At 71.5% G+C, this 23795-nt stretch carries 23 protein-coding genes; 12 read left to right on the top strand and 11 right to left on the bottom strand.

Translation table 11 applies throughout. The annotated features are described in order from the left end of the window. Nucleotides 1–294 precede the first annotated feature (294 nt). The 6 genes from pheT to infC form a co-directional block, all read right to left on the bottom strand. Entirely contained in the window at nt 295–2820 is a 2526-nt protein-coding gene (gene pheT / locus AC07EG_RS32020; protein ID WP_478256962.1) for a phenylalanine--tRNA ligase subunit beta, read from the bottom strand. Continuing rightward, nucleotides 2820–3887: a phenylalanine--tRNA ligase subunit alpha gene (pheS, locus tag AC07EG_RS32015; RefSeq protein ID WP_478256961.1), complete on the bottom strand. Its 1068-nt coding sequence runs from the start codon at nt 3885–3887 to the stop codon at nt 2820–2822. Before pheS ends, pheT begins: the two co-directional genes overlap by 1 nt. A gap of 126 nt (nt 3888–4013) precedes the next feature. Next, nucleotides 4014–4832, bottom strand: a complete 819-nt coding sequence (locus AC07EG_RS32010) for a TrmH family RNA methyltransferase (protein ID WP_478256960.1) — start codon at nt 4830–4832, stop codon at nt 4014–4016. Between the two features lie 11 nt (nt 4833–4843). Then, nucleotides 4844–5224: a 50S ribosomal protein L20 gene (gene rplT, locus AC07EG_RS32005; protein ID WP_153033747.1), complete on the bottom strand. Its 381-nt coding sequence runs from the start codon at nt 5222–5224 to the stop codon at nt 4844–4846. Nucleotides 5225–5286: 62 nt separating this feature from the next. Next, nucleotides 5287–5481 (bottom strand): 50S ribosomal protein L35, encoded by a 195-nt coding sequence (rpmI, locus tag AC07EG_RS32000; RefSeq protein ID WP_478256959.1) that lies wholly within the window; start codon nt 5479–5481, stop codon nt 5287–5289. A gap of 71 nt (nt 5482–5552) precedes the next feature. Next, nucleotides 5553–6173 carry a translation initiation factor IF-3 gene (gene infC, locus AC07EG_RS31995; protein ID WP_478256958.1) on the bottom strand — a complete coding sequence of 207 codons (621 nt, stop codon included), beginning with the start codon at nt 6171–6173 and terminating at the stop codon, nt 5553–5555. A gap of 219 nt (nt 6174–6392) precedes the next feature. Between infC and AC07EG_RS31990 the strand changes: the two genes are divergently transcribed. The 3 genes from AC07EG_RS31990 to AC07EG_RS31980 are packed head-to-tail and all read left to right on the top strand — an operon-like array spanning nt 6393 to nt 8473. Continuing rightward, complete coding sequence (locus AC07EG_RS31990) at nt 6393–6767, top strand: DUF1844 domain-containing protein (protein WP_478256957.1); 375 nt, start codon at nt 6393–6395, stop codon at nt 6765–6767. A gap of 57 nt (nt 6768–6824) precedes the next feature. Beyond that, nucleotides 6825–7475, top strand: a complete 651-nt coding sequence (locus tag AC07EG_RS31985) for a GntR family transcriptional regulator (RefSeq protein ID WP_478256956.1) — start codon at nt 6825–6827, stop codon at nt 7473–7475. Continuing rightward, nucleotides 7475–8473 (top strand): 1-aminocyclopropane-1-carboxylate deaminase, encoded by a 999-nt coding sequence (locus AC07EG_RS31980; protein ID WP_478256955.1) that lies wholly within the window; start codon nt 7475–7477, stop codon nt 8471–8473. The genes AC07EG_RS31985 and AC07EG_RS31980 overlap by 1 nt, the downstream gene beginning before the upstream one ends. Here the strand turns inward: AC07EG_RS31980 and AC07EG_RS31975 are convergent. The 4 genes from AC07EG_RS31975 to AC07EG_RS31960 form a co-directional block, all read right to left on the bottom strand. Continuing rightward, nucleotides 8455–8925, bottom strand: coding sequence for a nuclear transport factor 2 family protein (locus tag AC07EG_RS31975; RefSeq protein ID WP_478256954.1), 471 nt, complete (start codon nt 8923–8925; stop codon nt 8455–8457). The two genes, AC07EG_RS31980 and AC07EG_RS31975, sit on opposite strands and share 19 nt — an antisense overlap. Before the next feature lie 122 nt (nt 8926–9047). Further along, entirely contained in the window at nt 9048–9428 is a 381-nt protein-coding gene (locus tag AC07EG_RS31970; protein ID WP_478256953.1) for a RidA family protein, read from the bottom strand. Nucleotides 9429–9433: 5 nt separating this feature from the next. Continuing rightward, the gene (locus AC07EG_RS31965) at nt 9434–10195 is read right to left on the bottom strand and encodes an IclR family transcriptional regulator (protein WP_478256952.1); all 762 of its coding nucleotides are present in this window, start codon (nt 10193–10195) and stop codon (nt 9434–9436) included. Beyond that, nucleotides 10192–11136, bottom strand: a complete 945-nt coding sequence (locus tag AC07EG_RS31960) for a sugar kinase (RefSeq protein WP_478256979.1) — start codon at nt 11134–11136, stop codon at nt 10192–10194. Before AC07EG_RS31960 ends, AC07EG_RS31965 begins: the two co-directional genes overlap by 4 nt. Nucleotides 11137–11294: 158 nt before the next feature. Here AC07EG_RS31960 and AC07EG_RS31955 point away from each other — a divergent pair, with 158 nt between their 5' ends. The 8 genes from AC07EG_RS31955 to AC07EG_RS31920 all read left to right on the top strand — a co-directional run bounded on the left by AC07EG_RS31955 (nt 11295) and on the right by AC07EG_RS31920 (nt 21461). Then, nucleotides 11295–12578 carry an amino acid deaminase gene (locus AC07EG_RS31955; RefSeq protein WP_478256978.1) on the top strand — a complete coding sequence of 428 codons (1284 nt, stop codon included), beginning with the start codon at nt 11295–11297 and terminating at the stop codon, nt 12576–12578. Nucleotides 12579–12588: 10 nt separating this feature from the next. After that, on the top strand, nt 12589–14187 hold the full coding sequence (locus AC07EG_RS31950; RefSeq protein ID WP_478256951.1) for an N-acyl-D-amino-acid deacylase family protein: 1599 nt from the start codon (nt 12589–12591) through the stop codon (nt 14185–14187). Then, nucleotides 14184–15620 carry a GntP family permease gene (locus AC07EG_RS31945; protein WP_478256950.1) on the top strand — a complete coding sequence of 479 codons (1437 nt, stop codon included), beginning with the start codon at nt 14184–14186 and terminating at the stop codon, nt 15618–15620. Before AC07EG_RS31950 ends, AC07EG_RS31945 begins: the two co-directional genes overlap by 4 nt. Before the next feature lie 47 nt (nt 15621–15667). Continuing rightward, nucleotides 15668–16789, top strand: a complete 1122-nt coding sequence (locus AC07EG_RS31940; protein ID WP_478256949.1) for a lactonase family protein — start codon at nt 15668–15670, stop codon at nt 16787–16789. 115 nt (nt 16790–16904) lie between these two features. Next, nucleotides 16905–18200 carry an extracellular solute-binding protein gene (locus tag AC07EG_RS31935; protein WP_478256948.1) on the top strand — a complete coding sequence of 432 codons (1296 nt, stop codon included), beginning with the start codon at nt 16905–16907 and terminating at the stop codon, nt 18198–18200. A gap of 5 nt (nt 18201–18205) precedes the next feature. Next, on the top strand, nt 18206–19165 hold the full coding sequence (locus AC07EG_RS31930) for a carbohydrate ABC transporter permease (RefSeq protein ID WP_478256947.1): 960 nt from the start codon (nt 18206–18208) through the stop codon (nt 19163–19165). Next, entirely contained in the window at nt 19162–20070 is a 909-nt protein-coding gene (locus tag AC07EG_RS31925) for a carbohydrate ABC transporter permease (protein WP_478256946.1), read from the top strand. Before AC07EG_RS31930 ends, AC07EG_RS31925 begins: the two co-directional genes overlap by 4 nt. Beyond that, nucleotides 20067–21461, top strand: a complete 1395-nt coding sequence (locus AC07EG_RS31920) for a beta-N-acetylhexosaminidase (protein WP_478256945.1) — start codon at nt 20067–20069, stop codon at nt 21459–21461. Before AC07EG_RS31925 ends, AC07EG_RS31920 begins: the two co-directional genes overlap by 4 nt. Here the strand turns inward: AC07EG_RS31920 and AC07EG_RS31915 are convergent. Next, nucleotides 21458–22183 carry a TetR/AcrR family transcriptional regulator gene (locus tag AC07EG_RS31915; protein WP_478256944.1) on the bottom strand — a complete coding sequence of 242 codons (726 nt, stop codon included), beginning with the start codon at nt 22181–22183 and terminating at the stop codon, nt 21458–21460. The genes AC07EG_RS31920 and AC07EG_RS31915 overlap by 4 nt on opposite strands. Before the next feature lie 95 nt (nt 22184–22278). Here AC07EG_RS31915 and AC07EG_RS31910 point away from each other — a divergent pair, with 95 nt between their 5' ends. Further along, nucleotides 22279–23637, top strand: coding sequence for a serine hydrolase domain-containing protein (locus tag AC07EG_RS31910; protein ID WP_478256943.1), 1359 nt, complete (start codon nt 22279–22281; stop codon nt 23635–23637). Nucleotides 23638–23795 lie beyond the last annotated feature (158 nt).

Here is a 23795-nt window from a genome sequence, read left to right as displayed (position 1 = left end):
GGCCGCCACACTGCCGGGCGGCCAGGGTGCGGCACGGGCGTCCGACCCAGCGGGGGCTGGGACCGCTCAACCCTGCTCAGGCACGCAGAGTGCCCCCGAACCGCTCGGCGGCCGTCGAAGAACCCGACCGGCTGCGGAACCGGCTCGCCAAAGTGAACGCCGAGGGCCAGACCGGCGGGCGGTCCGACGGACTGGATCCCGGCCGACACCGTGGCCGCCACACGGCAGAGGCAGCCAGGGTGCGGCGCGGGCGCCCGACCGGGTGGAGCAGCACCGAAGCGTGCTCAACCTCGGTCAGGCGCGCAGGGTGACCCCGAACCGCTCGGCGGCCGCCGCGATCGCGGCGTCCCTGGCGGCGGTGGCCTCTTCGACCTTGAGCGTGCGGTCCGGCGCGCGGAACCGCAGCTTGTAGGCGAGGGAGCGCTGACCGGCTTCGAGCTGCTCACCGCGGTAGACGTCGAACAGCGCGACGTCTTCGAGCAGCTCACCGCCGCCACCGCGCAGGGTCTCGGCCAGTTCGGCCGAGGGCACGGAGGCGTCGGCCACCAGGGCGACGTCCAGCAGCACCGGCGGGTACGGCGAAACGGCGGGCGCGGGACGCCGGTCGTCCAGCGGGATCGCGTCCAGGTCCAGCTCCATCGCGACGGTGCGCTTGGGCAGGCCGAGGGCTTCGATCACCTTCGGGTGCAGCTCACCGGCGTGGCCGACCGGCCAGTCACCGACGAGCAGGCGGGCGCAGCGGCCGGGGTGCCACGGCAGCAGATCGGCTGCCCGCACCTGCAGCTCGGCACCGGCCGCGGCGGCGACGGTGCGGGCGGCCTGCACGGCGTCGGCCCAGGAAGCCTCCTGGCCGGGGCCCCACCAGCCCGGGCGCTCGTGGTGACCGGCGGCGACCACGGCGACGTGCACCGGCTGGGCGGGCACGGCGGCTTCGAGTGCGGCCAGTTCCTCGTCGGAGGGCCGCTGCCGGACGCCGACCGCCGGCATCGCGGACTGCTGCCCGGCCGGCAGCACGACCTGGCCGACCTGGTAGAGGCCGACGTCGCGGAAACCGCGGGAAACGTTGCGCTGCAAGGTCTCCAGCAGACCGGGCAGCAGGGAGGTGGCCAGCTCGTCCTTGTCGGCTTCCAGCGGGTTGAGCACCTTCACCGCGTTGCGGCGCACGTCGTCGGCGGGCAGCCCGAAGGCGTCCCAAGTGGACTTGGCGACGAACGGGAAGGGCAGCACCTCGACGTAACCGGCCGCGGCGAGCGCACGCGAGACGGTGCGGCGGCGGCGCTGCGACTCGGTCAGCCCGGCGCCGGCCGGTGCGGTCGGCAGCTCCGACGGGATGCTGTCGTAGCCCTCCAGCCGGAGCACCTCCTCGACCAGGTCGGCGGGCTGCACCAGGTCCCCGCGCCAGCTCGGCGGCACGGCGTTGACCAGTGCGGTGCCGTCGTCGGAGGTGTCGATGCCGACCTTGCAGCCGATCTGGGTGAGCCGCCGCGCGGTGACACCGCGGTCGTACCGCACCCCGGCCACCTCGTCCGGCAGGCTCATCGGCATGGTGATCGCCGCGGGCTGCGGTGGCTGGCCGACGTCGGTGCGGCCGGGCTGGATGCGGCCCTCGCCGTACTGGCGCAGCAGGCGGGCGGCCAGCTCGACCGCGGCCGGCGGCAGCTGCGGGTCGGTGAACCGCTCGAACCGCTTCGCGGCCTCGGAGAACAGCTTGTGCCTGCGGGCGGTCCGGCTGATCGACGCCGGGTCCCAGTGCGCGGCCTCGAGCAGCACGTCCGTGCTCTCCGAGGTGATCTCCGTGGTCGCACCGCCCATGGTGCCAGCCAGCGAGATGACCCCGGAGTCGTCGGCGATCACGATGTCGTCGGCGTCGAGCGCCCGCACCGCGTCGTCGAGCGTGGTCAGCTTCTCGCCCGCCTTCGCCCGGCGCACCACCAGCTGGCCCTGCACCGCGCTGGTGTCGAAGGCGTGCAGCGGGTGGCCCAGTTCGAGCATGACGTAGTTGGTCACGTCCACGGCCAGCGAGATCGGGCGCATCCCGGCCAGCAGCAGCCGCCGGCGCATCCACCACGGGGTGGGGGCGGTGGCGTCCAGCCCGGTGACCCGGCGCAGCACGAACCGCGGGCAGCCTTCGGGGTCCTCGACCCGGACCGGCCACGCCTCGCCCTCGGCCACCGGGACGTCGATCAGGCCGGGGTCGCCGAACGGCGCGTCGAGCGCGTTGGACAGCTCGCGGGCCAGGCCGCGGATGGACAGCGCGTATCCGCGGTCCGGCGTGGGCACCAGATCCAGCACGGTGTCGGCCAGGCCGAGCACCTCGGCGGCGTCGTCACCGGGGCCCGCCGTGCCCGGCGGCAGCACCAGGATGCCGGAGTGGTCCTCGCCGAGGCCCAGTTCCTTGGCCGAGCAGATCATGCCGTCGCTGATGCGGCCGTAGGTCTTGCGCGAGCCGATGGCGAACCCGCCGGGCAGCACCGAACCGGGCAGCGCGGCCACGATGAGGTCACCCTCGGCGAAGTTGGTGGCCCCGCAGATGATGCCGCGGGTCTTGATCGCCGCCGGGTCGGGTTCCTCGGTGCCGGTCTCCTCGGGCGCGTGCTCCTCGCCCACCTCCACGCGGCAGAACCGGATCGGCTTCTTGAACTCGGTGAGCTCTTCGATCTCCACGACCCGGCCGATCACCAGCGGGCCGGTGACGGTGTCGAGCGGGTGCACCCCGTCGACCTCGATGCCGATCCGGACGAAGGCGTCGACCAGCTCCTGCGGCCCGACCGCCTCACCGAGTTCGAGGTGCTCGGTCAGCCAGCTGACGGGAACTCGCACTACGCCTCCGTTCCGAAGGGAAGGGTGAACCGGACGTCGCCCTCGACCATGTCGCGCATGTCCGGGATGCCGTTGCGGAACTGCAGGGTGCGCTCCAGGCCCATGCCGAACGCGAACCCCGAGTAGACCTCGGGATCGACCCCGCAGGCCCGCAGCACGTTGGGGTTGACCATGCCGCAGCCGCCCCATTCGACCCAGCCCGGGCCGCCCTTCTTCTCCTCGAACCACACGTCGACCTCGGCCGACGGCTCGGTGAACGGGAAGAAGTGCGGGCGCAGCCTGGTCCTGGAGTTCTCCCCGAACATGGCGCGCGCGAAGGCGTCCAGCGTGCCCTTGAGGTGGGCCATGGTGATGCCCTTGTCCACCGCGAGGCCCTCGACCTGGTGGAACACCGGGGTGTGCGTGGCGTCCAGCTCGTCGGTGCGGTAGGTGCGGCCGGGGCAGACCACGTACACCGGCAGGTCGCGGTGCAGCAGCGACCGGGCCTGCACCGGTGAGGTGTGCGTGCGCAGCACCAGGCCGGAGCCCTCCGGCGCCACGTAGAAGGTGTCCTGCAGCTGGCGCGCGGGGTGGTCCTTGCCGAAGTTCAGCGCGTCGAAGTTGAACCACTCGGCTTCCAGCTCGGGGCCTTCGGCGACCTGGTAACCCATGCCGACAAAAACGTCGGCGACCCGCTCGGCGAGGGTGGTCATCGGGTGCCGGGCACCGGCCGGGACCTTGTCCCACGGCAGCGTCACGTCGACGGCCTCGTCGCGCAGCACCCGCTCGTCGCGCTCGACCTGCAGCGCGGCGCGGCGCGCGTCGAACGCGCCCTGGATGGCCACGCGGGCTTCGTTGACCCGCTTGCCCGCCTCGGCCTTCTCCTGCTTGGGCAGCCCGCCGATCTGCCTGCGGGCGAGCATCAGCGGGGAGTTGTCCCCCAGGTGGGCCGGCTTCACCGCGGCGAGGGCGTCGAGGTCCGCGGCGGCGGCGAAGTCCGTGTCCGCGGACTTGACGGCGGCCTGCAGGGTTTCCGGGGCCAAGGCGTCGGCGGTGGCCGGCTCCTGGCGGTCGTTGGCTTCGGACATAGCTCCTCGGCGTCCACTCGGGACGGGTTCGCGGGCGCACGTGCACATTCAGGCGACGAGTCTAGGCGACCGGCGAATCACTCCGGCCGCTAACCCCTGCTCGGCGCGGATTTCTTGAAAGATCAACTAGCGGTGGGCGGCCATCGCGCTGGCGTAGAGGCACAGGGCGGCCGCGGTGGCCAGGTTCAGGCTCTCCGCCTTGCCGTAGAGCGGTACCCGGATCCCGCGGTCGGCCAGGGCCAGCACGTCCGCGGACAGGCCGTGCGCCTCGTTGCCGAGCACCCACGCCGACGGCTCGGCGAGGTCGTCGGCGGCTTCCAGGCCCGCTTCGGCGTACCCGTCGGCGGCGAACACCCGGAGCCCGGCGGCCCGGCACGCCTCGATCGCCGTGGCCACGTCCCGTTCGCGTGCCACCGGGAGGTGGAACAGGCTGCCGGTGGAGGCGCGCACGCACTTGCCGTTGTGCGGGTCGACGGTGTCCCCGGCGAAGACGACCGCGTCCGCGCCGGCGGCGTCGGCCACCCGCAGCACGGTGCCCGCGTTGCCCGGATCGGCGATGCCCGCGAGCACCGCGACCAGCCGGGGGGTGCCGGACAGCGCCTCGGCCAGCGGCACGTCGACCAGTTCGCACACCGCGACGAGCCCTTGCGGCGACACGGTTTCCGAAAGCATCTCGGCGGCGCGCCGGGTGATCGGGGAAATCCGGGCACCGCGTTCCGCCGCGCGGTCGACCAGCTCGGCGTGCTTGTCCGCGGCGGGTTCGGTGACGAACAACTCGTGCACGATGCCGTAGGCGAGCGCTTCACGGACGGCCTGGGTGCCTTCGGCGAGGAAACGGCCGGCTTCGGTGCGGCCGGAGCGCGAGGTGAGCCTGCGCGCAGCAACGACCCGGGGGGTCCTGTGGCCCGACAGTGCGGGCGGACCGTCCCCGGGTCGCTGGTTCACGCCGGTGGTGCTCAGGCCGACTTCTTCTCTTCGCCGGTGGTCACGTTCTGCTTGGCCAGCTCGGCCAGCGCCGTGAAGGCGGCGGCGTCGTTCACCGCGAGGTCCGCGAGGATCTTGCGGTCGACCTCCACCCCGGCGGCCTTGAGGCCCTGGATGAACCGGTTGTAGGTCACCCCGTTCGCCCGGGCGGCCGCGTTGATGCGGGTGATCCACAGCTGGCGGAAGTCACCCTTGCGGGCACGGCGGTCCCGGTAGGCGTAGTTCAGGGAGTGAAGCGTCTGCTCCTTGGCCTTGCGGTAGAGCCGGGAGCGCTGGCCGCGGTAACCACTGGCCAGTTCGAGAGTTGTGCGACGCTTCTTCTTGGCGTTCACCGCCCGCTTGACGCGTGCCACGGGTCCATCCTGTCGATCTCGGGGGGCGGGTCACGCCCCGGGGGTGTTCAGAGCAAGAGCGGTCAGCGGCCGAGGAGGCGCTTGACGCGGCTGACGTCGGACTTGGCCAGCTCGGTGGTGCCTTCCAGGCGCCGGGTCAGCTTGCTGGACTTCTTCTCCATCAAGTGACGGCGGCCGGCCTTCTGCCGGCGGATCTTGCCGGTGCCGGTGACGCGGACTCGCTTGGACGTCCCGCTGTGGGTCTTGTTCTTGGGCATTTTTCCCTCTTTCGTGCGGCAGCACACCGAAGGATCGGTGTGCTGCTGACTGTGCCGGCCCGTGGCCGTGCTCAGGAATCCGCGGCTTCGGCTTCGGTTTCCTTGGCCTTCGCCTTCGGCTTCACGTTCTTGTGCGGCGCCAGCACCATGATCATGTTGCGGCCGTCCTGCTTGGGCGAGGACTCCACGAAGCCGAGTTCCTGGACGTCGTCGGCCAGCTTCTGCAGCAGGCGGAAGCCGAGCTCCGGCCTGGACTGCTCCCGGCCACGGAACATGATCGTGACCTTGACCTTGTTACCAGCCGCGAGGAAGCGGGACACGTGGCCCTTCTTCGTCTCGTAGTCGTGCTGGTCGATCTTCGGGCGCAGCTTCTGCTCTTTGATGACGGTCAGCTGCTGGTTGCGGCGCGACTCGCGGGCCTTCTGGGCGCTCTCGTACTTGAACTTGCCGAAGTCCATGAGCTTGGCGACCGGCGGCCGTGCCTGCGGGGCGACCTCGACGAGGTCCAGGTCCGCTTCCTGGGCGAGCCGGAGTGCGTCCTCGATGCGGACGATGCCGACCTGCTCCCCGTTGGGTCCGACCAGCCGGACCTCGGGAACGCGGATGCGCTCGTTGATGCGCGTCTCGGAGCTGATGGGGCCTCCTTGGTCCGAGTAATGTTCTGCTCTGCTCGTTCGACCTGGTGCCCACATACCAAGGGCCCCGGTTGCCGCACACGCGGTCCTGGGGCCCTCATCCGATCGGCGGCCGACACGTGGTCGGCTGCCTTCGCGACGGCCACACCCACGAGGGGACGTGCCGTTTCGCGAGACCGGACCCGGCCGCCTCGAGCGGCGACGCGGGTGGGAGCGGGGCTCCACTTGCCGCCCCCGATCGCTCGAGGGCTGGTCGCTCGTGGAAGGGTACCAGACGTGTCAGACAACGCTGGACACCAGCCGCAGAATTCCCCCGCAACGGACGCCGACGGCATCCGTGAGCTCGAGACCATCCCCAGTGTAGAGGTGATCAGCCGCGCCGCGGTGATGCTGATGTCGGCCGGTGCCGAGCGGCTCGGCCTGGCCGACCCGGACCCGGACGCCAGCCCCCGCCGCGACCTGGACGAAGCGCGGCGGCTGATCACCGCGCTGGCCGGGCTGGTCACGTCGTCGGCGGAGTACCTCGGCGCGCACGCGGGCCCGCTGCGCGACGGGCTCCAGTCGCTGCAGAAGGCGTTCCGCGAAGCTTCGGCGGTGCCGGACGCCCCCGGCCAGGGACCCGGCGAGAAGTACACCGGCCCCGTGCACTGACCTCCCCGCCGAACGGGACCCTGGTGGTCCCCGCTTCCGGTAGCTAACATGTTAGATATGAGCTCCTTGGGACCGGTCCGGCGCGTACTGCTGCGGGACGAGGCATATGAGCACCTGCGGCGCGCGATCGTCACCGGTGAACTGGCGCCCGGCCAGCAGTTGCGGGAAAGCGACCTGGCCCACGAGCTGGGCCTGTCCCGGGCGCCGGTGCGCCAGGCGCTGACCAGGCTGACCGCCGAGGGGCTGGTCGAGTCGAAACCGCAGAGCTTCACCCGGGTCGCGCCGCTGGAGAGCGACGACGTGCGCGACGCGCTCGGCCTGACCAGGGCGCTCCACGAGTTCGCCGTGCGCACGGCCCGGCTGGGGCCGGCGCACCTGGAGCGGATGCGCGTGGCCAACGCGAAGTTCGCCGCGGCGATCGAGGCGCGGGAAGTCGACGCGGCGATCGAGGCCGACGACGAGTTCCACGACGTGCCGGTCGAGGCGTGCGGCAACCGCGCGGTGGCCGAGACGCTCGACCGCTACACCCCGCTCCTCCGCCGCCTCGAACGCGCGCGGTTCGCCAGCCTGCCCGCGCACCGCTCGGTCCGGCGGCACGAACAGCTCATCGAAGCCTGCGCGGCGGGTGACACCGGCGAAGCCGTCCGGATCACCGGCCGCATCTGGACCGAACTCGGCGACCTGCTGGCCGCCGGAGAGGAAAGCTGATGTCCCTCGCCTCCTTCCCCCGCCACCCGCTGCTGTTCGGCCCGTCGCCGGTGCACCGGCTCGACCGGCTCACCGCGCACCTCGGCGGCGCCGAGATCTGGGCCAAGCGCGAGGACGTCAACTCCGGGCTGGCCTACGGCGGCAACAAGACCCGCAAGCTGGAGTACCTGGTCGCCGACGCGCTCGCCGGTGGCGCGGACACGCTGATCTCCATCGGCGGGGTGCAGTCCAACCACACCAGGCAGGTGGCCGCGGCCGCCGCCCGCGCCGGGTTGAAGGCGGTGCTGGTGCAGGAAAGCTGGGTCCAGTGGGCGGACCCGGGGTACGACCGGGTGGGCAACATCCAGCTCTCGCGGCTGATGGGCGCCGACGTCCGGCTGGTGGACGCCGGTTTCGGCATCGGGTTCAAGGAGAGCTGGGAGCGGGCGGTCGCCGAGATCGAGGCGGGTGGCGGCAAACCGTACGCGATCCCGGCCGGTGCCTCGGACCACCGGCTCGGCGGGCTCGGCTTCGCGAACTGGATGCTGGAGGTCGAGGCGCAGGAACGGGAACTGGGCGTCCACTTCGACACCATCGTGGTCTGCTCGGTGACCGGCAGCACGCAGGCGGGCATGATCGCGGGCGCGGCGCTGGGCGACCGGCCGCGCCGGGTCATCGGCATCGACGCTTCGGCGAAGCCCGCCGAGACCAGGGCGCAGGTCGGCCGGATCGCGAAGGCGACGGCCGAGCTGATCGCCGCGCCGCGCGAGCCGGACGAGGTGGTGCTGGACGAGCGGTACCACGGCGGCACCTACGGCGTGCCGGAAGAGTCCACTGTGGACGCCATGCGCACGGCGGCCAGGCTGGAGGGGATGATCACCGACCCGGTGTACGAGGGCAAGTCGATGGCGGGGCTGATCGACCTGGTGTCGAGCAAGGAGATCCCGAAGGAGTCGACGGTGCTCTACGCACACCTGGGCGGGCAACCGGCGCTGAACGCCTACAGCGAGGTGTGGTGAACTGACGGACCGTCCGGGTTCCGCGTGCTCTTCTGCTGCCCCGAGAAGATCAGGCGGTGCCCGCGAGCCGTGTCCAGGTACTCCCGGACCCGGTGGACGAGGCCGTCCCGGAGCTCGAAGACGAAGCAGTAGTCGTTGGTGTAGTGCTCGCCGCCGGCCAGGGTCGCCGTCATGGTCTCCTCCACGACCACCCGGTCGCCATCGGCGTGCAGCCCGCGGAAGGTGACCGTGACGTCGCGCTCGAACAACCGGGGGAAGTCCTCGGCGAGGAACCGGGTGATCGCCTGCTTGCCGACCAGGTGGCTGGGCACGTCCAGGGCGATCGCCGTCGCGTTCCCCGGCGGAGCGAGCCACTCGGCGTCCTCGGTGAAGACCGCGGCGATCCGCTCGGCTTCGCGGCTGGCGAACGCCCGCCAGGCGGCCTGGACGATGGTGCGACTGTCGAGTGCCATGCCGCGACACTAGGCGGGCGCCGAGGGGGAAAGCTGGCGGTTTCCCGCCATTACCGCACCGGGCGGCGGATCGGGGCGTGCTGCCTCGCTCCGCCGCCCGGCTCGGCCACCGCCGGGAAAACTCAGTCGAGGACGGCCAGCAAGTCGATTTCGACCAGCAGGCCGGCGGGCAGGCCGACGTAAACCGTGGTGCGCGCCGGGAACGGCTCGCCGATCAGTTCGTTGTAGACCTCGTTGAACTCGGCGAAGTGCCCGGTGTCGGTCAGGTACACCCGCGTCATCACCACGTCGTCCCAGCTGGCTCCCGCGGCCTCGAGCACGGTGGTCAGGTTCTTGAACGTCTGCCGGGTCTGCTCGCCGACGCTCTCCCCGACGATCTTGTTCGTGCCGGGTTCGAAGGCGACCTGGCCGGCCAGCTGCAGGATGTTCCCCTTGCGCACGGCCTGCGCGAAGTTCGCCACCGGGGTGGGGGCGTTCTCCGTGCTGATCGCGACCTTGCCCATGCTGCTCATCCTTCCGTGTTCCTCGCTCCCGTCCATCCACTGTGGATGGACGCCTCCTCCGCGGCCGACACCAGTTCCGGTACCAGCGCGAGCAGTCCTTCGTAGTCCAGCAGCACCTTCGGCACCGACAGGCTGGCCGCGGCCAGCACCTCACCGCCCGCCCCGCGCACCGGCGCGGCGATGCAGTGGATGAAGTCTTCGTGTTCGGCGTTGTCCACGGCGTACCCGCGGCGCGAAACCTGCTCCAGTTCGGCCAGGTACCCGGCCGCCGAGGCGATCGTATTGGCGGTCAGCCGCACGTAGTCGATCCGGTGAGCCACCTCATGCCGCCGGTCCGGCGGGAACGAGGCGACCAGCACCTTGCCGACCGCGGTGCAGTGCAGCGGCGCGCGCTTGCCCACGCGCGAGTACATCCGGACCGAGTGCCGTCCTTCGTACTTGTCGATGTAGACGACTTCGCCGTCGTCGTAGCTGGCCAGGTGCACGGTGTGCCCGGTGCGCGCGTTGAGCGCGGCGAGCGCGGGCTGGGCCGCGCGGCGCACGTCGTAGCCTTCGAGCGCCTGGTTCGCCAGGTCGAACAGCGCGCTGCCGAGGCGGTAGTACCGGGTGCCGTCGCGGCGGACGAAGTGGTGCTGCTCGAGCGTGCGCAGCAGCCGCAGCACGGTCGACTTGTGCACGCCGACCTCTTCGGCGAGCTGGTCGAGGGTCTTGTGCTCCTTCGCCAGCCCGGAAAGCAGGGTGAGCGCGCGGTCCAGGCTCTGGCTCATCCGCGCACCACTCCCTCGTCGGTCAGCCGGGTGGCCGCCCACACCCGCTCGTCGGCGGTCAGCAGCGCGGTGACCACGTCCGGCGGCAGCGGCGGGCCCACGTCGTCGTGCGTGCGCAGTGTGGAGGCGGCCTGCAGGTGACCGGAGCGCAGCCGGGTCAGCGGGTCCGCCCCGCGCAGGGTGGCGGCGAGGAAACCGGCGGCGAAGGCGTCCCCGGCGCCGACCGGTTCGACCACGTCCACCTTCAGCGCGGGCGCGAACACCGGTTCGCGGTCGCCTTCGAGCAGGGTCGCGCCGCGGGAGCCGTGCTTGATCACCAGCGTTCCCGGCTCGGGCAAGCGCTTGCGCAGCACGCCGGGGTCCCCGGTGCCCCAGACGACCTCGGCTTCGTCGTCGCCGGCGAGCACGATGTCGGCCTGCCGGGCGAGGGCGGTCAGTTCGGCGGCGGGGTCGCGCCCCGACCACAGCACCGGGCGGAAGTTCAGGTCGAACGAGACGCGCTTGCCCGCCCGCGGCAGCGCGAGCACTTCACGCACCAGGGCGGCGCAGGAGTCCGAAAGCGCCGGGGTGATCCCGCTCAGGTGGATCACGCCGACGGCACCGAGTTCGAGCCGCCGCACCAGGCCCGGGCCCATCGCCGAGGCGGCCGAGCCGGTCCGGTAGTAGCGCACCGGGCTGCCGCCCGACCCGCTCTCCTTGACGTACAGCCCGGTGGGCCGGGCCGGGTCGACGACGGCGTCGCTGACGTCCACCCCGGCGGCGCCGATCTCGTCGAGCAGCGCACGCCCGAACGGATCGTCGCCGACGGCGCTGGCCCAGCGGCTGCGCAGGCCCAGTGCGGCGAGGTGGCAGGCCACATTGGACTCCGCACCGCCGACCGTGCGCTGCCAGGTCCGCACCCGGTGCGGTGGCCCGGCCTCCCCGGGGACGAACAACGCCATCGACTCGCCGATGCAGAGCACTTCCGGCAGGTTTGACAACCCGACTCCCCGCGTTTCCTCGCCGTTGACCAGTCGCGAACCGGATGCTACACCTATGCCACGCAATATGCGCAACGCCCGTTGCAACATGTGCAACGCTTGGAGGCCCACTGGTGAGCATCAACGAAGCGGCACTCGAGCGCGCCCGCGAAGAGATCGTCGACTGGCGATTCAAGTCGATCCCGGCCGCGTTGTCCGGCCGCCGGATCGGTGACGCCGCCGCGGCGAAGCCGGACCTGTTCACCGGCGGCTTCCTCGGCCCGGTCGTGGTGCTCGAGGAGGAGGCGCTCGCGCACAACCTCCGCGCGATGGCGGACTGGTGCGCCGCCCACGGCGTCGAACTGGCGCCGCACGGCAAGACCACCATGGCGCCGGCGTTGTTCGCCCGCCAGCTCGAGCACGGCGCGTGGGGCATCACCACGGCCAACGCCAGCCAGCTGCGGGTCTACCGCGCCTTCGGCGTGTCCCGGATCCTGCTGGCCAACCAGCTGGTGGACCCGGCCGCGCTCGCCTGGCTGGCCGCGGAGCTGGACGGCGACCCGGGGTTCGAGTTCACCTGCTGGGCCGACTCGACCGCGGGTGTGGCGCAGATGACCGCGGCGCTGACCGGCGAGCGGCCGGTGGACGTGCTGGTGGAGCTGGGTGCCGACGGCGGCCGCACCGGGGCGCGCGACCGCGCCACCGCGATCGCCGTCGCCGAGGCCGTGCACGCCAGCCCGGCGCTGCGGCTCGCGGGCGTCGGCGGGTACGAAGGCGCGCTGGCGCACGACGCGAGCGAAGCCGCGCAGGCCCGCATCAAATCCTATGTGGACGACCTGCGTGGGCTGGCGGTCGAGCTGCACGAGCGCGGGCTGTTCGCCGACGTCGGCGAGGTCATCGTGACCGCCGGGGGCAGCGCGTACTTCGACCAGGTCGCCGAGGGCCTGACCACCGGCTGGCCGGACGGGCTCGCCGTCCGGCCGGTGCTGCGCAGCGGTGCCTACCTCACCCACGACGACGGCTTCTACCGCGGCATCTCCCCGCTCGGCGAGCACCCGCGCACCACCGGGGAGCCGTTCCGGTCGGCGCTGCGCGCCTGGGCCCAGGTGACCTCGAAACCGTCCGGTGAACTGGCCCTGCTCACGCTCGGCAAGCGCGACGCCTCCTTCGACGAGGGACTGCCCGAGCCGCAGCTGCGCCGGGGCCCGGACGACCGGATCGACCCGCTGTCCGGGCACACCGTCACCGCGATGAACGACCAGCACGCCTTCCTCGCCCTGCCACCCGGCTCGCCGGTGGCCGTCGGGGACTGGATCGGGCTGGGCCTGTCCCACCCCTGCACGGTGTTCGACAAGTGGCCGCTCATCCCGGTGGTGGGCGCCGACGGCCGCACGGTCGTCGACTTCGTCCGGACCTACTTCTAGGAGACCGGCCATGGACCTCGTGATCAGCGGCGCCCGGATCGCCGACGGCACCGGCGCCCCGCTCGAAACCGGTGACGTCGGTGTCGACGGCGGCCGCATCGCGGCGATCGGCGCCCCCGGTTCGCTCAGCGGCCGCCGGGAGATCGACGCCGACGGCCTGGTGCTGTCGCCCGGCTTCATCGACATGCACTCGCACTCCGACCTCCAGGTGCTGGCCCAGCCGGACCACCTGGCCAAGGTGTCGCAGGGGGTGACCACCGAGGTGCTGGGCCAGGACGGGCTGTCCTACGCCCCGGTCGACGACTCGACGCTGGCCGCGCTGCGGGCCCAGCTCGCCGGGTGGAACGACGACCCGCCCGGCTTCGACTGGAACTGGCGCTCGGTCGGCGAGTACCTCGACCGGCTGGACCGGGGCATCGCGGTCAACGCCGCGTACCTCGTCCCGCAGGGCTCGGTGCGCATGCTCGCCGTCGGCTTCGACGACCGGCCCGCCACCGAGGCCGAGCTGAACCGGATGCGCGAACTGCTGGTCACCGGCTTGTCCGAAGGCGCGGTCGGCATGTCGTCCGGGCTGACCTACACACCGGGCATGTACGCGAGCACCGAGGAACTCGTCGAGCTGTGCACCGTGGTCGGTGCGCACGGCGGTTTCTACAGCCCGCACCACCGCAGCTACGGCGCCGGTGCGCTGGAGGCGTTCGCGGAGATGGTCGACGTCTCGCGGCGCTCGGGCTGCCCGCTGCACCTCGCGCACGCGACGATGAACTTCTCGGTGAACAAGGGCCGCGCGCCCGAACTGCTGCGGCTGCTGGACGACGCGCTCGCCGACGGCTGCGACATCTCGCTCGACACCTACCCCTACCTGCCCGGTGCCACCTACCTGTCCGCGCTGCTGCCGAGCTGGTCGGCCGAAGGCGGGCTGGAGGCGACGCTGAACCGGCTGGCCGACCCGGACACCCGCGAGCGGATCCGCGTCGAGATCGAGGAGACCGGTTCGGACGGCGCGCACGGGGTGCCGATCGACTGGGAGGCCATCGAGATCAACGGCGTGCGCAACCCGGACAACGCGCACCTGGTCGGGCACAGCGTGGCCGAGTCCGCGCGGCGAGCCGGGCGGCCGGTCGCCGAGCTGTACTTCGACGTGCTGATCTCCGAACGCCTCGGCACCTCGTGCCTGATGCACGTGGGCCACGAGGAGAACGTGCAGGCGATCATGCGGCACGTCACGCACACCGGTGGCAGCGACGGCCTGCTCGTCGGCTCCCGGCCGCACCCCCGCGCCTGGGGCACCTTCCCCCGCTACCTCGCCAGGTACGTCCGCGAACTGGGCGTGCTGGACCTCGCCGACTGCGTCGCGCACCTCACCGGGCGCGCGGCGAAGCGCCTGCGCCTGGCCGACCGCGGGCTGGTGCGCGAGGGCTACGCGGCGGACCTGGTGCTGTTCGACCCGGACGCGGTCGCCGACACCGCCACCTTCGACGAACCCCGGCAACAGGCCGAGGGCATCCCGTACGTCTTCGTCAACGGGGTGGCCGCGATCGACCACGGGCGCGCCACCGGTGCGCTCGCCGGGCATTCACTCCGCAAGCGAGAAAGCACGACCACATGACCGGATTCACCGACTGGCTGCAGCACTCCACGGCCGGTCTGCTCACCCTCGCCGCGCTCTCCATCGCGGTGCTGCTCTTCTCCATCATCAAGCTCAAGATGGAGCCGTTCATCGCGTTGATCGTGGTGGGCCTGCTCACCGCGCTGGCCGCGGGCGTGCCGGTGGGCACCCTGGTCGGCTCGGCGCAGAAGGCGTCGGATTCGCTGCTGGAGAAGGGCTTCGGCGGCATCCTCGGGCACATCGCGGCGATCATCGGCCTGGGGACCCTGCTCGGCGCGATCCTGGAGCGCTCCGGTGGCGCCAGGGTGCTGACCACCACGCTGCTGCGGGCCTTCGGCGAGAAGCGCGCGCCGCTGGCGATGGGCGTGGCCGGGCTGATCTTCGGCATCCCGGTGTTCTTCGACATCGGCATCTTCGTGCTGGCGCCGCTGGTCTACGTGGCCGCCAAGCAGGGCGGCAAGTCGATCATCCTGTACTGCCTGCCGCTGCTCGCCGGGCTCTCGGTGACGCACGCCTTCCTGCCGCCGCACCCCGGCCCGGTGGCCGCGGCCGGGCTGCTCGGGGTGGACCTGGGCTGGGTCATCCTGATGGGCGCGATCTGCGGGCTGCCCGCCTGGTTCATCGGCGGTGTGCTGTATTCGTCGTGGATCGGCAAGAAGATCGTGCTGCCGGTGCCCGCAGACATGCTCGTCGCGCAGAGCGCGTCCGTTGAGGGTGGTGGCGGGATGGTGGAGAACGGGGACGAGGAGCACGAGATCCCGCCGTCGCTGGGGCTGGTCGCGTTCATCATCGCGGTACCGCTGGTGCTGATCCTGGTCGGCACGTTCGGCAGCATCTGGCTGCCCAAGGATTCGACCACGCTGTCCGGCATCGCCGCCTTCATCGGCACGCCGGCGGTGGCGCTGACCATCGCGGTGCTGCTGGCGTCCTGGCTGCTCGGCACCCGGCGCGGGATGACCGGCAAGCAGCTGAGCGAGCTGTCGGCCACCGCGCTGCGGCCGGTGGCGATGATCCTGCTGGTGGTCGGCGCCGGTGCGTTCTTCGGCGCGGTGCTCTCGGCCACCGGCATCGGCAAGGCCGTGGCCGGTTCGCTGGACGACGCCGGGCTGCCGGTGATCCTGGCCGCGTACGTGATCAGCTGCGGCATGCGGATCGCCCAGGGCTCGGCCACCGTCGCCATCGTGACCACCAGCGGCATCATCGCGCCGACGGTCACCGAGCTGGGTTATTCGCAGGTGCAGCTGGCGCTGCTGGTGGTGGCCATCGCCGCCGGGTCGATCATCGCCTCGCACGTCAACGACGGCGGGTTCTGGATCGTCTCCCGGTACTTCGGCATCTCGGTGGCCGACACCCTGAAAACGTGGACAGTGCTGGAAACCGTGCTCTCGGTCGCCGGTTTCGCCGTTGCCGCACTGATCATGGCGTTCGTCTGACGCAAGTTCCCGTGAAGCCGCCACACAACAGATGAAGGAGTGGATGGATGGCTGGGTTCGATCGCCGGAAGTTCCTGGGGGCCGTCGGTGCCGTGGGCGCCGTCGGCATGACCGGCGTGCTCGCCGGGCGCGCTTCGGCAAGCACGGAGGGGGCGGGTTGCGTGGTCTACCTGGGCAGTTACACCACCTGGGGGGAGCCGCCCGGCGCCGGCCTGCAGGTGGCGACGCGGGGCAGCGGGCCGGCGCTGACCCTGGGCGCGACCGTGCCCGGGGTGGCCGACGCGTCGTGGCTCGCGGTGTCGAAGGGCAAGCTGTACTCGACCAACGAGCTGGTGCCGGACGGGCGGGTGACCACGCTGACCGCGGGCAACCCGCCGAAGGTGCTCGGCACCCAGCCGGTCGGCGGGGCGGGCACCACGCACCTGTCGGTGCACGGCCGGTACGTGCTCACCGCGAACTACACCGACGGCACGGTGTCCGTGCTGCCGATCCAGGCCGACGGCAAGGCCGGGCCGCCGACCGACGTGGTCAAGCACGTCGGCGCGGAGCGGGAAGCCCACGCCCACCAGGTGGTGACCGATCCCAGCGGCCGCTGGGTGGTGGCCGTCGACCTGGGCGCGGATTCGGTGTACGTCTACCAGCTCGACCAGGCCACCGGCAAGCTCAAGCAGCACCAGCAGCTCAAGCTGCCGTCCGGGGCCGGGCCGCGGCACCTGGTGTTCCACCCGAACGGCCGGTACGCCTACATCCTCGGTGAGCTGCGCGCGGAGATCACCATCGCCGCGTGGGACGCGAACGCGGGCAGGCTGACCGCCGGGCCCGTGGTGCCGACCGTGCCGTCGAGCGCCCCGGTGCCGCAGTACCCGGCGGAGATCACCATCTCGCGTGACGGCCGGTTCGTCTACGCGTCGAACCGCGGTGAGGACACCATCGCCACCTTCGGTGTCGGCGGCGGCGGTGCGCAGCTCAAGCGGCTCGGCGAGAACGTCAAGACCGGGGGTGCGTGGCCGCGCCACTTCACCCTGGACCCGGCCGAGCGGTGGGTCTACGTGGCGAACCAGCGCTCGAACACGGTGACCTGGCTGCCGCGTGATCCGGCGACCGGTTTGCTGGGCAAGCCGGCGGGCTCGCTCACGGTCGACCACGTGGCTTTTGTGCTCTTCCGGTGACCGATCGCTAGCGGTGGGTGCCGGTGGTCTAGACCCTTGTGTGGGCTCCGGCACCCACCTACGATTCGTTGCTAATAGCGAAACGCCCATTGCGAATAGTGCAACGGAGTGCTTGATGAACAGAAGACTCAGCCGCATCGTCGCGGCGGTGGCGCTGACCGCGGGGCTCACCGCCTCGGCGTGCGCGCCCACCCAGTCCAGCGGCCCCAGCCAGGGCGGGGACGAGCAGACCGGCCCGCTGCGCGTGTGGTTGTTCGACGAAGCCAAGCGCCAGCCCAAGGAAGCCGTGGTGAACGAGGCGATCGCCGAGTTCGAGGCCGCGCACCCCGGCGTCAAGGTCGAGGTGCAGTGGGTGGCCGTCGAAGGCCGCGCCGACAAGTTCTCCGGTGCCTTCAACGACCCGAACAACGCACCGGACGTCGCCGAGTTCGGCAACACCGACGCCGCCAGCTACGCCGAGACCGGTGCCTTCGCCGACCTCACCGCGGACATCCAGAACTGGTCCGAGGGCGCCGACCTGCTGCCGACCGTGCTCGACACGGCCAAGGTGGACGGCAAGGTCTACGGCCTGCCGTGGTTCACCGGCATCCGCGCGCTGTACTACCGCACCGACGTGTTCACCGAACTCGGCCTCCAGCCGCCGAAGTCGATCACCGAGCTGACCGAGACCGCGCGGCGGATCCGGCAGGCGAAGCCCGACCTCTACGGCATCTCCGTCGGCGGCCAGTACACCTACGCGATGCTGCCGTTCCTGTGGGCCAACGGCGGGGAGATCGCCCGCCAGGACGGTGAGCGCTGGTCCTCCTCGCTCACCTCGGCCGAGGCGAAGGCGGGCATCTCGGCCTACGCCGACCTGATCAAGCCGGACATCTGCCCGCCGGAGCAGTGCGCCAACCTGACCGGCACCCAGAGCGTGCAGGCGTTCTCGGGCGGCAAGGCGGGCATGACCGTCGGCGGTGACTTCAACCGCAAGGCCGTCGAAGAGGGCGTGAAGGACAAGTACGCGGTGGTGCCGCTGCCGGGCAAGGACCCCGGCTCGATCGCCCCGGCCTTCGCCGGTGGCAACCTGCTCGGCGTGTTCGGCGCGACCAAGCGCAAGACCCTGGCCGTGCAGTTCACCCAGCTGCTCGGCAACGCCAAGTACCAGGGCAAGATGTACGCCGCGATGGGGAACCTGCCCACGCTCGGCAGCGTGCAGCAGCAGCTGGCCGCCACCGACCCGTTCCTCAAGCCCTTCGCCGACACGCTGACCGCGGGCACCAAGTTCGTGCCCGCCACCCCGGCGTGGTCGAAGATCGACGCGCAGAAGATCCTGCCCACCGCGGTGCAGCAGATCGTCACCGGGGAGCAGAACATCGACGGCGCGCTGGCCGGGGCGAGCGAGCGCATGAACAACGCGTTCGGTTCCTAGGCCCGATGGCGACCCAGATCCTCCCGGTTCCGGCACCACCGCGTGGTGGTGCCGCCCGCCCGTCGGCCAAGCGCGGCGACGGGCGGGCGGCCGCGGTCTACCTGCTGCCCGCGGCGATCCTGCTGCTCGCGATCCTGGCGTACCCGATCTACCAGCTGGTGCTGATCTCGTTCTACGACTACGGCCAGGCGCAGGCCTCCGGCCGCGCGCCGCTGGAGTTCGTCGGGTTCGACAACTACGCGAAACTGCTCGGCGAGGCGCAGTTCTGGACGGTGCTGGTCAAGACCGTCGGCTTCGCCGCGGTCTGCGTCATCGGCAGCCTGCTGGTCGGCACCGTGCTGGCGGTGCTGGCCAGCCGGATCCGCGCGCTGCCGCGCATGCTGCTGTTCATCGCCGCGCTCGGCGCGTGGGCGACGCCGGCGCTGGCCGGGTCCTACATCTGGCTGTTCCTCTTCGACACCGACTTCGGCCTGGTCAACGAGGTGCTGTCCGGGCTGGGCTTCGAGTCGATGGCGAAGCACTCGTGGACCTTCGACACCTACAGCGCGTTCGGGCTGGTCGCCGCCGAGGTGATCTGGTGCTCGTTCCCGTTCGTGATGATCACCATGTACGCCGGGATCAAGGCGATCCCGGAGGAGGTGCTCGAAGCGGCCACGCTCGACGGTGCGTCCTGGGCGCGCATCGCCACCTCGGTGATGCTGCCGATCCTGCGCCCGGTGCTGATGATCGCCACCATCCAGTCGATCATCTGGGACTTCAAGGTGTTCACCCAGATCTACGTGATGACCAACGGCGGCGGGCTGGCCGGGCGGAACCTGGTGCTCAACGTCTACGCCTACCAGGAAGCCTTCGCCGGGGCGGACTACGGCCTCGGCGCCGCGATCGGCGTGGTGATGACCTTGCTGCTGCTGTCCATCACCACGCTCTACGTCCGGTCGCAGAAACGGGAAGCGGGGTTGCTATGACGGTGACGGCGACCGCGCCGCCGGTGGCGCGGACCCGGCCGCGGGCGCCGCGGCGGGGCAGGCCGCGGCGGCCGGGCAGGCTGCTCGCCGAGGTGGTCACCGTGGTGGTGGCCGGGCTCGTGGCCTTCCCGCTGTACTGGATGGTGCTCTCGGCGCTCAAGCCGGCCGGGGAGATCCAGTCGGCGGATCCGCGGCCGTGGACCTTTTCCCCCAGCTTCGACAGCTTCGAGCGGGTGCTGAACTCGGCCGGGCTGGGCCGGTACTTCGTCAACAGCGTGATCGTCGCGGTGGTGGTGGTCGCGCTGTCGATGCTGCTGTCGTTCCTGGCCGCGGTGGCGCTGACCCGGTTCCGGTTCAAGGGCCGCACGGTGCTGCTGGTGATGCTGCTGGTGGCGCAGATGGTGCCGATCGAGGCGCTGACCATCCCGCTGTTCTTCCTGATGCGCTCGGTCGGTGACGTGGCACCCGCGTTCGGCTTGAACGAGCTGGGCTCGCTGGTGCTGGTGCACCTGGCCTTCACCCTGCCGTTCGCGATCTGGATGCTGCGGGGCTTCGTCGCCGCGGTGCCCGCCGAACTGGAGGAGGCGGCCACCGTGGACGGGGCCAGCCGGTTCCGGTTCACCTGGCAGATCCTGTTCCCCCTGGTGGCGCCGGGGCTGGTGGCGACCAGCGTGCTGTCGTTCATCCACGCCTGGAACGACTTCCTGTTCGCCAAGACGTTCATCATCTCCGACACCAGCAACCAGACGCTGCCGCTGGGCATCCTGGTGTTCTTCAAGCCCGAGGAGAACGATTGGGGCGCGATCATGGCCGGTTCCACCCTGATGACCATTCCGGTGCTGGTGTTCTTCCTGCTGGTGCAGCGGAAACTGGTCTCCGGCATGGCGGGGGCGGTGAAGGGGTGACCGGCTTCGACGGCCTGCTGCCCCGGCCGGTTTCGGTGGAGCCGGGCACCGGTGTGTCCACTGTGGAAACGGTGACGCACCGGGAGGACACCGGCCTCCCCGCCGAGGGTTACCGGCTGGAGATCACCCCCGAGTCGATCACGCTCGGCGCTGCCGACGCCGCGGGCCGGTTCTACGGCCTGCAGACGCTGCGGCAGCTGCGCGGGCCGTCGGCGTTCCGGGCCGCCGGGTCCACCCCGGGCCCGGTGCCCTGCGGGGTGGTCACCGACCACCCGCGGTTCGCCTGGCGCGGCTGCCTGCTCGACGTGGCGCGCAACTTCCGCACCAAGGCCGAGGTGCTGCGGTTCCTCGACCTGCTCGCCGCGCACAAGCTGAACGTGCTGCACCTCCACCTCACCGACGACCAGGGCTGGCGGGTGGAGATCCCGCGGTTCCCCCGGCTGACCTCCGTCGGCGGCTGGCGGCACGGGTCGATGGTCGGCAGGCACGACGGGCCGGAACGCGACGGCCGCCCGCACGGCGGCTTCTACACCGTCGACGACCTGCGTGAGATCGTCGCCTACGCGGCCGAACGGCAGATCACCGTGGTGCCGGAGATCGACGTGCCGGGGCACTCGCAGGCCGCCATCGCCGCCTATCCGGAACTGGGTGGCGGGGAACAGGTCGAGGTGTGGACCGCGTGGGGCATCAACCCCCGGCTGCTCGACCCCACGGAGTCCACAGTGGACTTCTACCGCGAGGTGTTCGACGTGGTGCTGGACATCTTCCCCAGCGAGGTGATCGCCCTCGGCGGGGACGAGGTGCCGGGGGCGACCGAGCGGCACGCGTGGTTCGTCGACCGGATCATCGAGCACCTCGAAGCCCGCGGGCGGCGGGCGCTCGGCTGGGACGAGATCCTCGACGGCAAGCCCGCCACCTCCGCGATCATCGGCTCGTGGCGCGGCGAGGCGGCCGGGGTGGCCGCGGCGTGCTCGGGGCACGACGTGGTGATGTGCCCGGAACAGCACGTCTACCTGGACCACCGGCAGTCGGACCACCCGGACGAGCCGATCCCGGTCGGTTTCGTGCACACGCTGGCGGACGTCTACGCCTACGAGCCGTACCCGGCGGACCTGCCGGAGAGCGCCCGGCCGCGGGTGCTCGGGGCGCAGGCCCAGGTGTGGACCGAGCACCTCGATTCGGTGCGGCGGGTGGACTACGCGACGTTCCCGCGGCTGTGCGCGTTCGCGGAGGTGGTGTGGTCGGCGGGCCCGCGTGATTTCGACGAGTTCTCCGCGCGGCTGGCCGAAGCCCACCTGCCGCGGCTGGACGCGCTCGGGGTGGAGTACCGCCCGCTGGCCGGGCCGCACCCGTGGCAGACCCGTCCGGGCGTGCCCGGCCGCCCGCGTTAGCGAAGGCGGCTTTCGAGGCCGTCGAGCATGCGCTCGAGGCCGTAGTCGAAGCTGTCCTCCCGTGACTCACCGGGATCTTCGTGCGTGGTGGTCTCGGTGAACAACTTCCGCAGGCGCGGATAGGGCGCCGAGGCCGCTTCCATGGTCGGGCGCAGGTGCTCGCCCCACTCCTGCTCGGTCTGCCCGCTGCGCGCGAGCATGCTCAGCCAGGCCGCCTCGGTGATGCCCATGCCGATGACGAAGGAGAACACCGCGCCGAGCGCGCGGTCCGCCTCGGCCAGGGAGAAGCCGGCCGCTTCGAAGATGCCGAGCATGCCGTCGTTCATCCGCATCACGTTCGGCCCGAGGTAGGACAGGCCGACCTGGCCGAGCGCGGTGGCGATCCACGGGTGGCGGATGATCATCGCGCGCACGCTCCGCGCGCAGGTCGCCGCCGCCGCGCGCCAGCCGCCCGCCCCGATCGCGGGCACCTCGATCTCGCCGTAGACCTCGTCGACGACCAGCTCGATCAGCTCGTCCTTGTTCGCCACGTGCCGGTAGAGCGAGGTGGCCCCCGCACCGAGCCTGCTGCCGAGGCTGCGCATGCTCAGCGCCTCCAGGCCGTCCGCGTCGAGCAGCCGCACCGCCTCGGCGACGATCTGCTCCCGGCTCAGCGCCGGCTGCTCCCGGCCGCGTCGTGGCCGCGTCCACACCGAGGGGATCGCCTGCTCTTCGTCCGCCATGCCGCCAGTTTAGCGCACAGTGTGCGCATTGACGTACGCTGATCTCTATGCGTACGGTGTGCGCATCAAGGGACAGCGTACTCAAGGAGCTGGGAATGACCTTCGACCACACCCGCTGGCAAGCCCGGTTCGACGAGCTGCGGGCCAAGCACCGGGTGCCCGGCGCCGCGCTCGCCGTGCTGTCCGGCGGGGAGCTCCACGAACTGGCCAGCGGGGTGCTGCACACCGGCACCGGCGTGACGGCCACCCCCGACTCGGTGTTCCAGCTGGGTTCGGTGTCCAAGGTGCACACCGCGACCCTGGTCGTGCAGCTGGCCGAAGCCGGTGAGCTGGACCTGGACGCCCCGGTGCGGGACGTGCTGCCGGACTTCGCGGTGGCCGACGCCGAAGCGACCAAGACCGTCACCCCGCGCCAGTTGCTCACCCACACCAGCGGCATCAGCGGCGACTTCACCCTGGACACCGGCCGCGGCGACGACTGCCTGGCCAAGTACGTCGACGCCTGCGGCGGCGTCGGCCAGGACGTCGCCCCCGGCACGGCGATCTCCTACAGCAGCACGGGGTACAACGTGCTCGGCCGCATCATCGAGGTGCTGACCGGCCTGACCTGGGACGAAGCGCTTCGTGAGCGGTTGTTCGCCCCGCTCGGCCTGACCCACTCGGTCACCCTGCCCGAGGACGTGCTGCGGTTCCAGGCGGCGATGGGGCACGAAGGCCAGGAGCCGATGCCCGCGTGGACGCTGATCCCCCGGTCGGGCGGCCCCTACGGCGGCACGCTGTGCGCCACCGCCGCCGACGTGGTCCGGGTCGCCCGCCTGCACCTCGACGGCGGCACCGCCCCGGACGGCACGCGGTTGCTCCGGGCGGACACCGTGGCCCAGATGCAGCGGCACGCGGTCGACGTGCCGGACCGGTGGACGGTCAGCTCCGACGGCTGGGGCCTCGGCTGGACGCTGTACGACTGGGACGGCGTCCCCGGCTACGGTCACGACGGCGCCGCCACCGGGCAGTACTCGTATCTCCGGGTGTTCCCGGAGGCCGGGGTGATCGCCGTGCTGCTGGCGAACGGCGGTCACTCCCGGCACCTCTACGCCGACCTGCTGGGTGAACTGCTCGGTGAACTGGCCGGTGTGCACATGCCCGCTTCGTTCACCGTGCCGTCGCAGCCGCCCGTGGTGGATTTCGCCCGGTACCACGGCACCTACCGGCGGGAGGGCGTCGAACTGACCGTCTCGTCGCGCGAGGGGACGCCGCACCTGCGGTACGCCTTCGTCGGCGGCATGGCGCACTTCGCGCCGCCGATGGAGTTGGACCTGGTGCCGGTCACGGACACCGTGTTCGCCGCCCCGGGCCTCGGCGCCTTCGCCGGCGACTGGATGCCGATCGTGTTCACCACCCTGCCGGACGGCACCCTCTGCCTCTACTCCGGCCTGCGCGCAGCACCCCGCGTGTAGCGGCGGGAGGATGCCACGGCCGTTGCCGGGTGCAGCTATCGCCTGGGGCATGCTCAGCCACGGCAGCCTGGGTGCCCAACTCTCCGCGGGCCCCCGGCGGTGAACCAGCCGGGAGCGAGCCGACTGCTCAGTTCACGCGGGAAGCGAGGCACTCCTGG

The sequence above is a fragment of the Amycolatopsis sp. NPDC045836 genome (assembly GCF_056431745.1).
Note: the sequence above shows the minus strand (reverse complement) of the source record. Positions and strands in the feature narration are given on the sequence as shown.

Coding starts and splice junctions, on each gene's coding strand:
- pheS (WP_478256961.1), bottom strand. CDS start 3,887: ATGTCCGAAGCCAACGACCGCCAGGAGCCGGCCACCGCCGACGCCTTG.
- rpmI (WP_478256959.1), bottom strand. CDS start 5,481: ATGCCCAAGAACAAGACCCACAGCGGGACGTCCAAGCGAGTCCGCGTC.
- infC (WP_478256958.1), bottom strand. CDS start 6,173: ATGTGGGCACCAGGTCGAACGAGCAGAGCAGAACATTACTCGGACCAA.
- AC07EG_RS31985 (WP_478256956.1), top strand. CDS start 6,825: ATGAGCTCCTTGGGACCGGTCCGGCGCGTACTGCTGCGGGACGAGGCA.
- AC07EG_RS31980 (WP_478256955.1), top strand. CDS start 7,475: ATGTCCCTCGCCTCCTTCCCCCGCCACCCGCTGCTGTTCGGCCCGTCG.
- AC07EG_RS31975 (WP_478256954.1), bottom strand. CDS start 8,925: ATGGCACTCGACAGTCGCACCATCGTCCAGGCCGCCTGGCGGGCGTTC.
- AC07EG_RS31970 (WP_478256953.1), bottom strand. CDS start 9,428: ATGGGCAAGGTCGCGATCAGCACGGAGAACGCCCCCACCCCGGTGGCG.
- AC07EG_RS31965 (WP_478256952.1), bottom strand. CDS start 10,195: ATGAGCCAGAGCCTGGACCGCGCGCTCACCCTGCTTTCCGGGCTGGCG.
- AC07EG_RS31960 (WP_478256979.1), bottom strand. CDS start 11,136: ATGGCGTTGTTCGTCCCCGGGGAGGCCGGGCCACCGCACCGGGTGCGG.
- AC07EG_RS31950 (WP_478256951.1), top strand. CDS start 12,589: ATGGACCTCGTGATCAGCGGCGCCCGGATCGCCGACGGCACCGGCGCC.
- AC07EG_RS31945 (WP_478256950.1), top strand. CDS start 14,184: ATGACCGGATTCACCGACTGGCTGCAGCACTCCACGGCCGGTCTGCTC.
- AC07EG_RS31940 (WP_478256949.1), top strand. CDS start 15,668: ATGGCTGGGTTCGATCGCCGGAAGTTCCTGGGGGCCGTCGGTGCCGTG.
- AC07EG_RS31935 (WP_478256948.1), top strand. CDS start 16,905: ATGAACAGAAGACTCAGCCGCATCGTCGCGGCGGTGGCGCTGACCGCG.
- AC07EG_RS31930 (WP_478256947.1), top strand. CDS start 18,206: ATGGCGACCCAGATCCTCCCGGTTCCGGCACCACCGCGTGGTGGTGCC.
- AC07EG_RS31925 (WP_478256946.1), top strand. CDS start 19,162: ATGACGGTGACGGCGACCGCGCCGCCGGTGGCGCGGACCCGGCCGCGG.
- AC07EG_RS31915 (WP_478256944.1), bottom strand. CDS start 22,183: ATGGCGGACGAAGAGCAGGCGATCCCCTCGGTGTGGACGCGGCCACGA.
- AC07EG_RS31910 (WP_478256943.1), top strand. CDS start 22,279: ATGACCTTCGACCACACCCGCTGGCAAGCCCGGTTCGACGAGCTGCGG.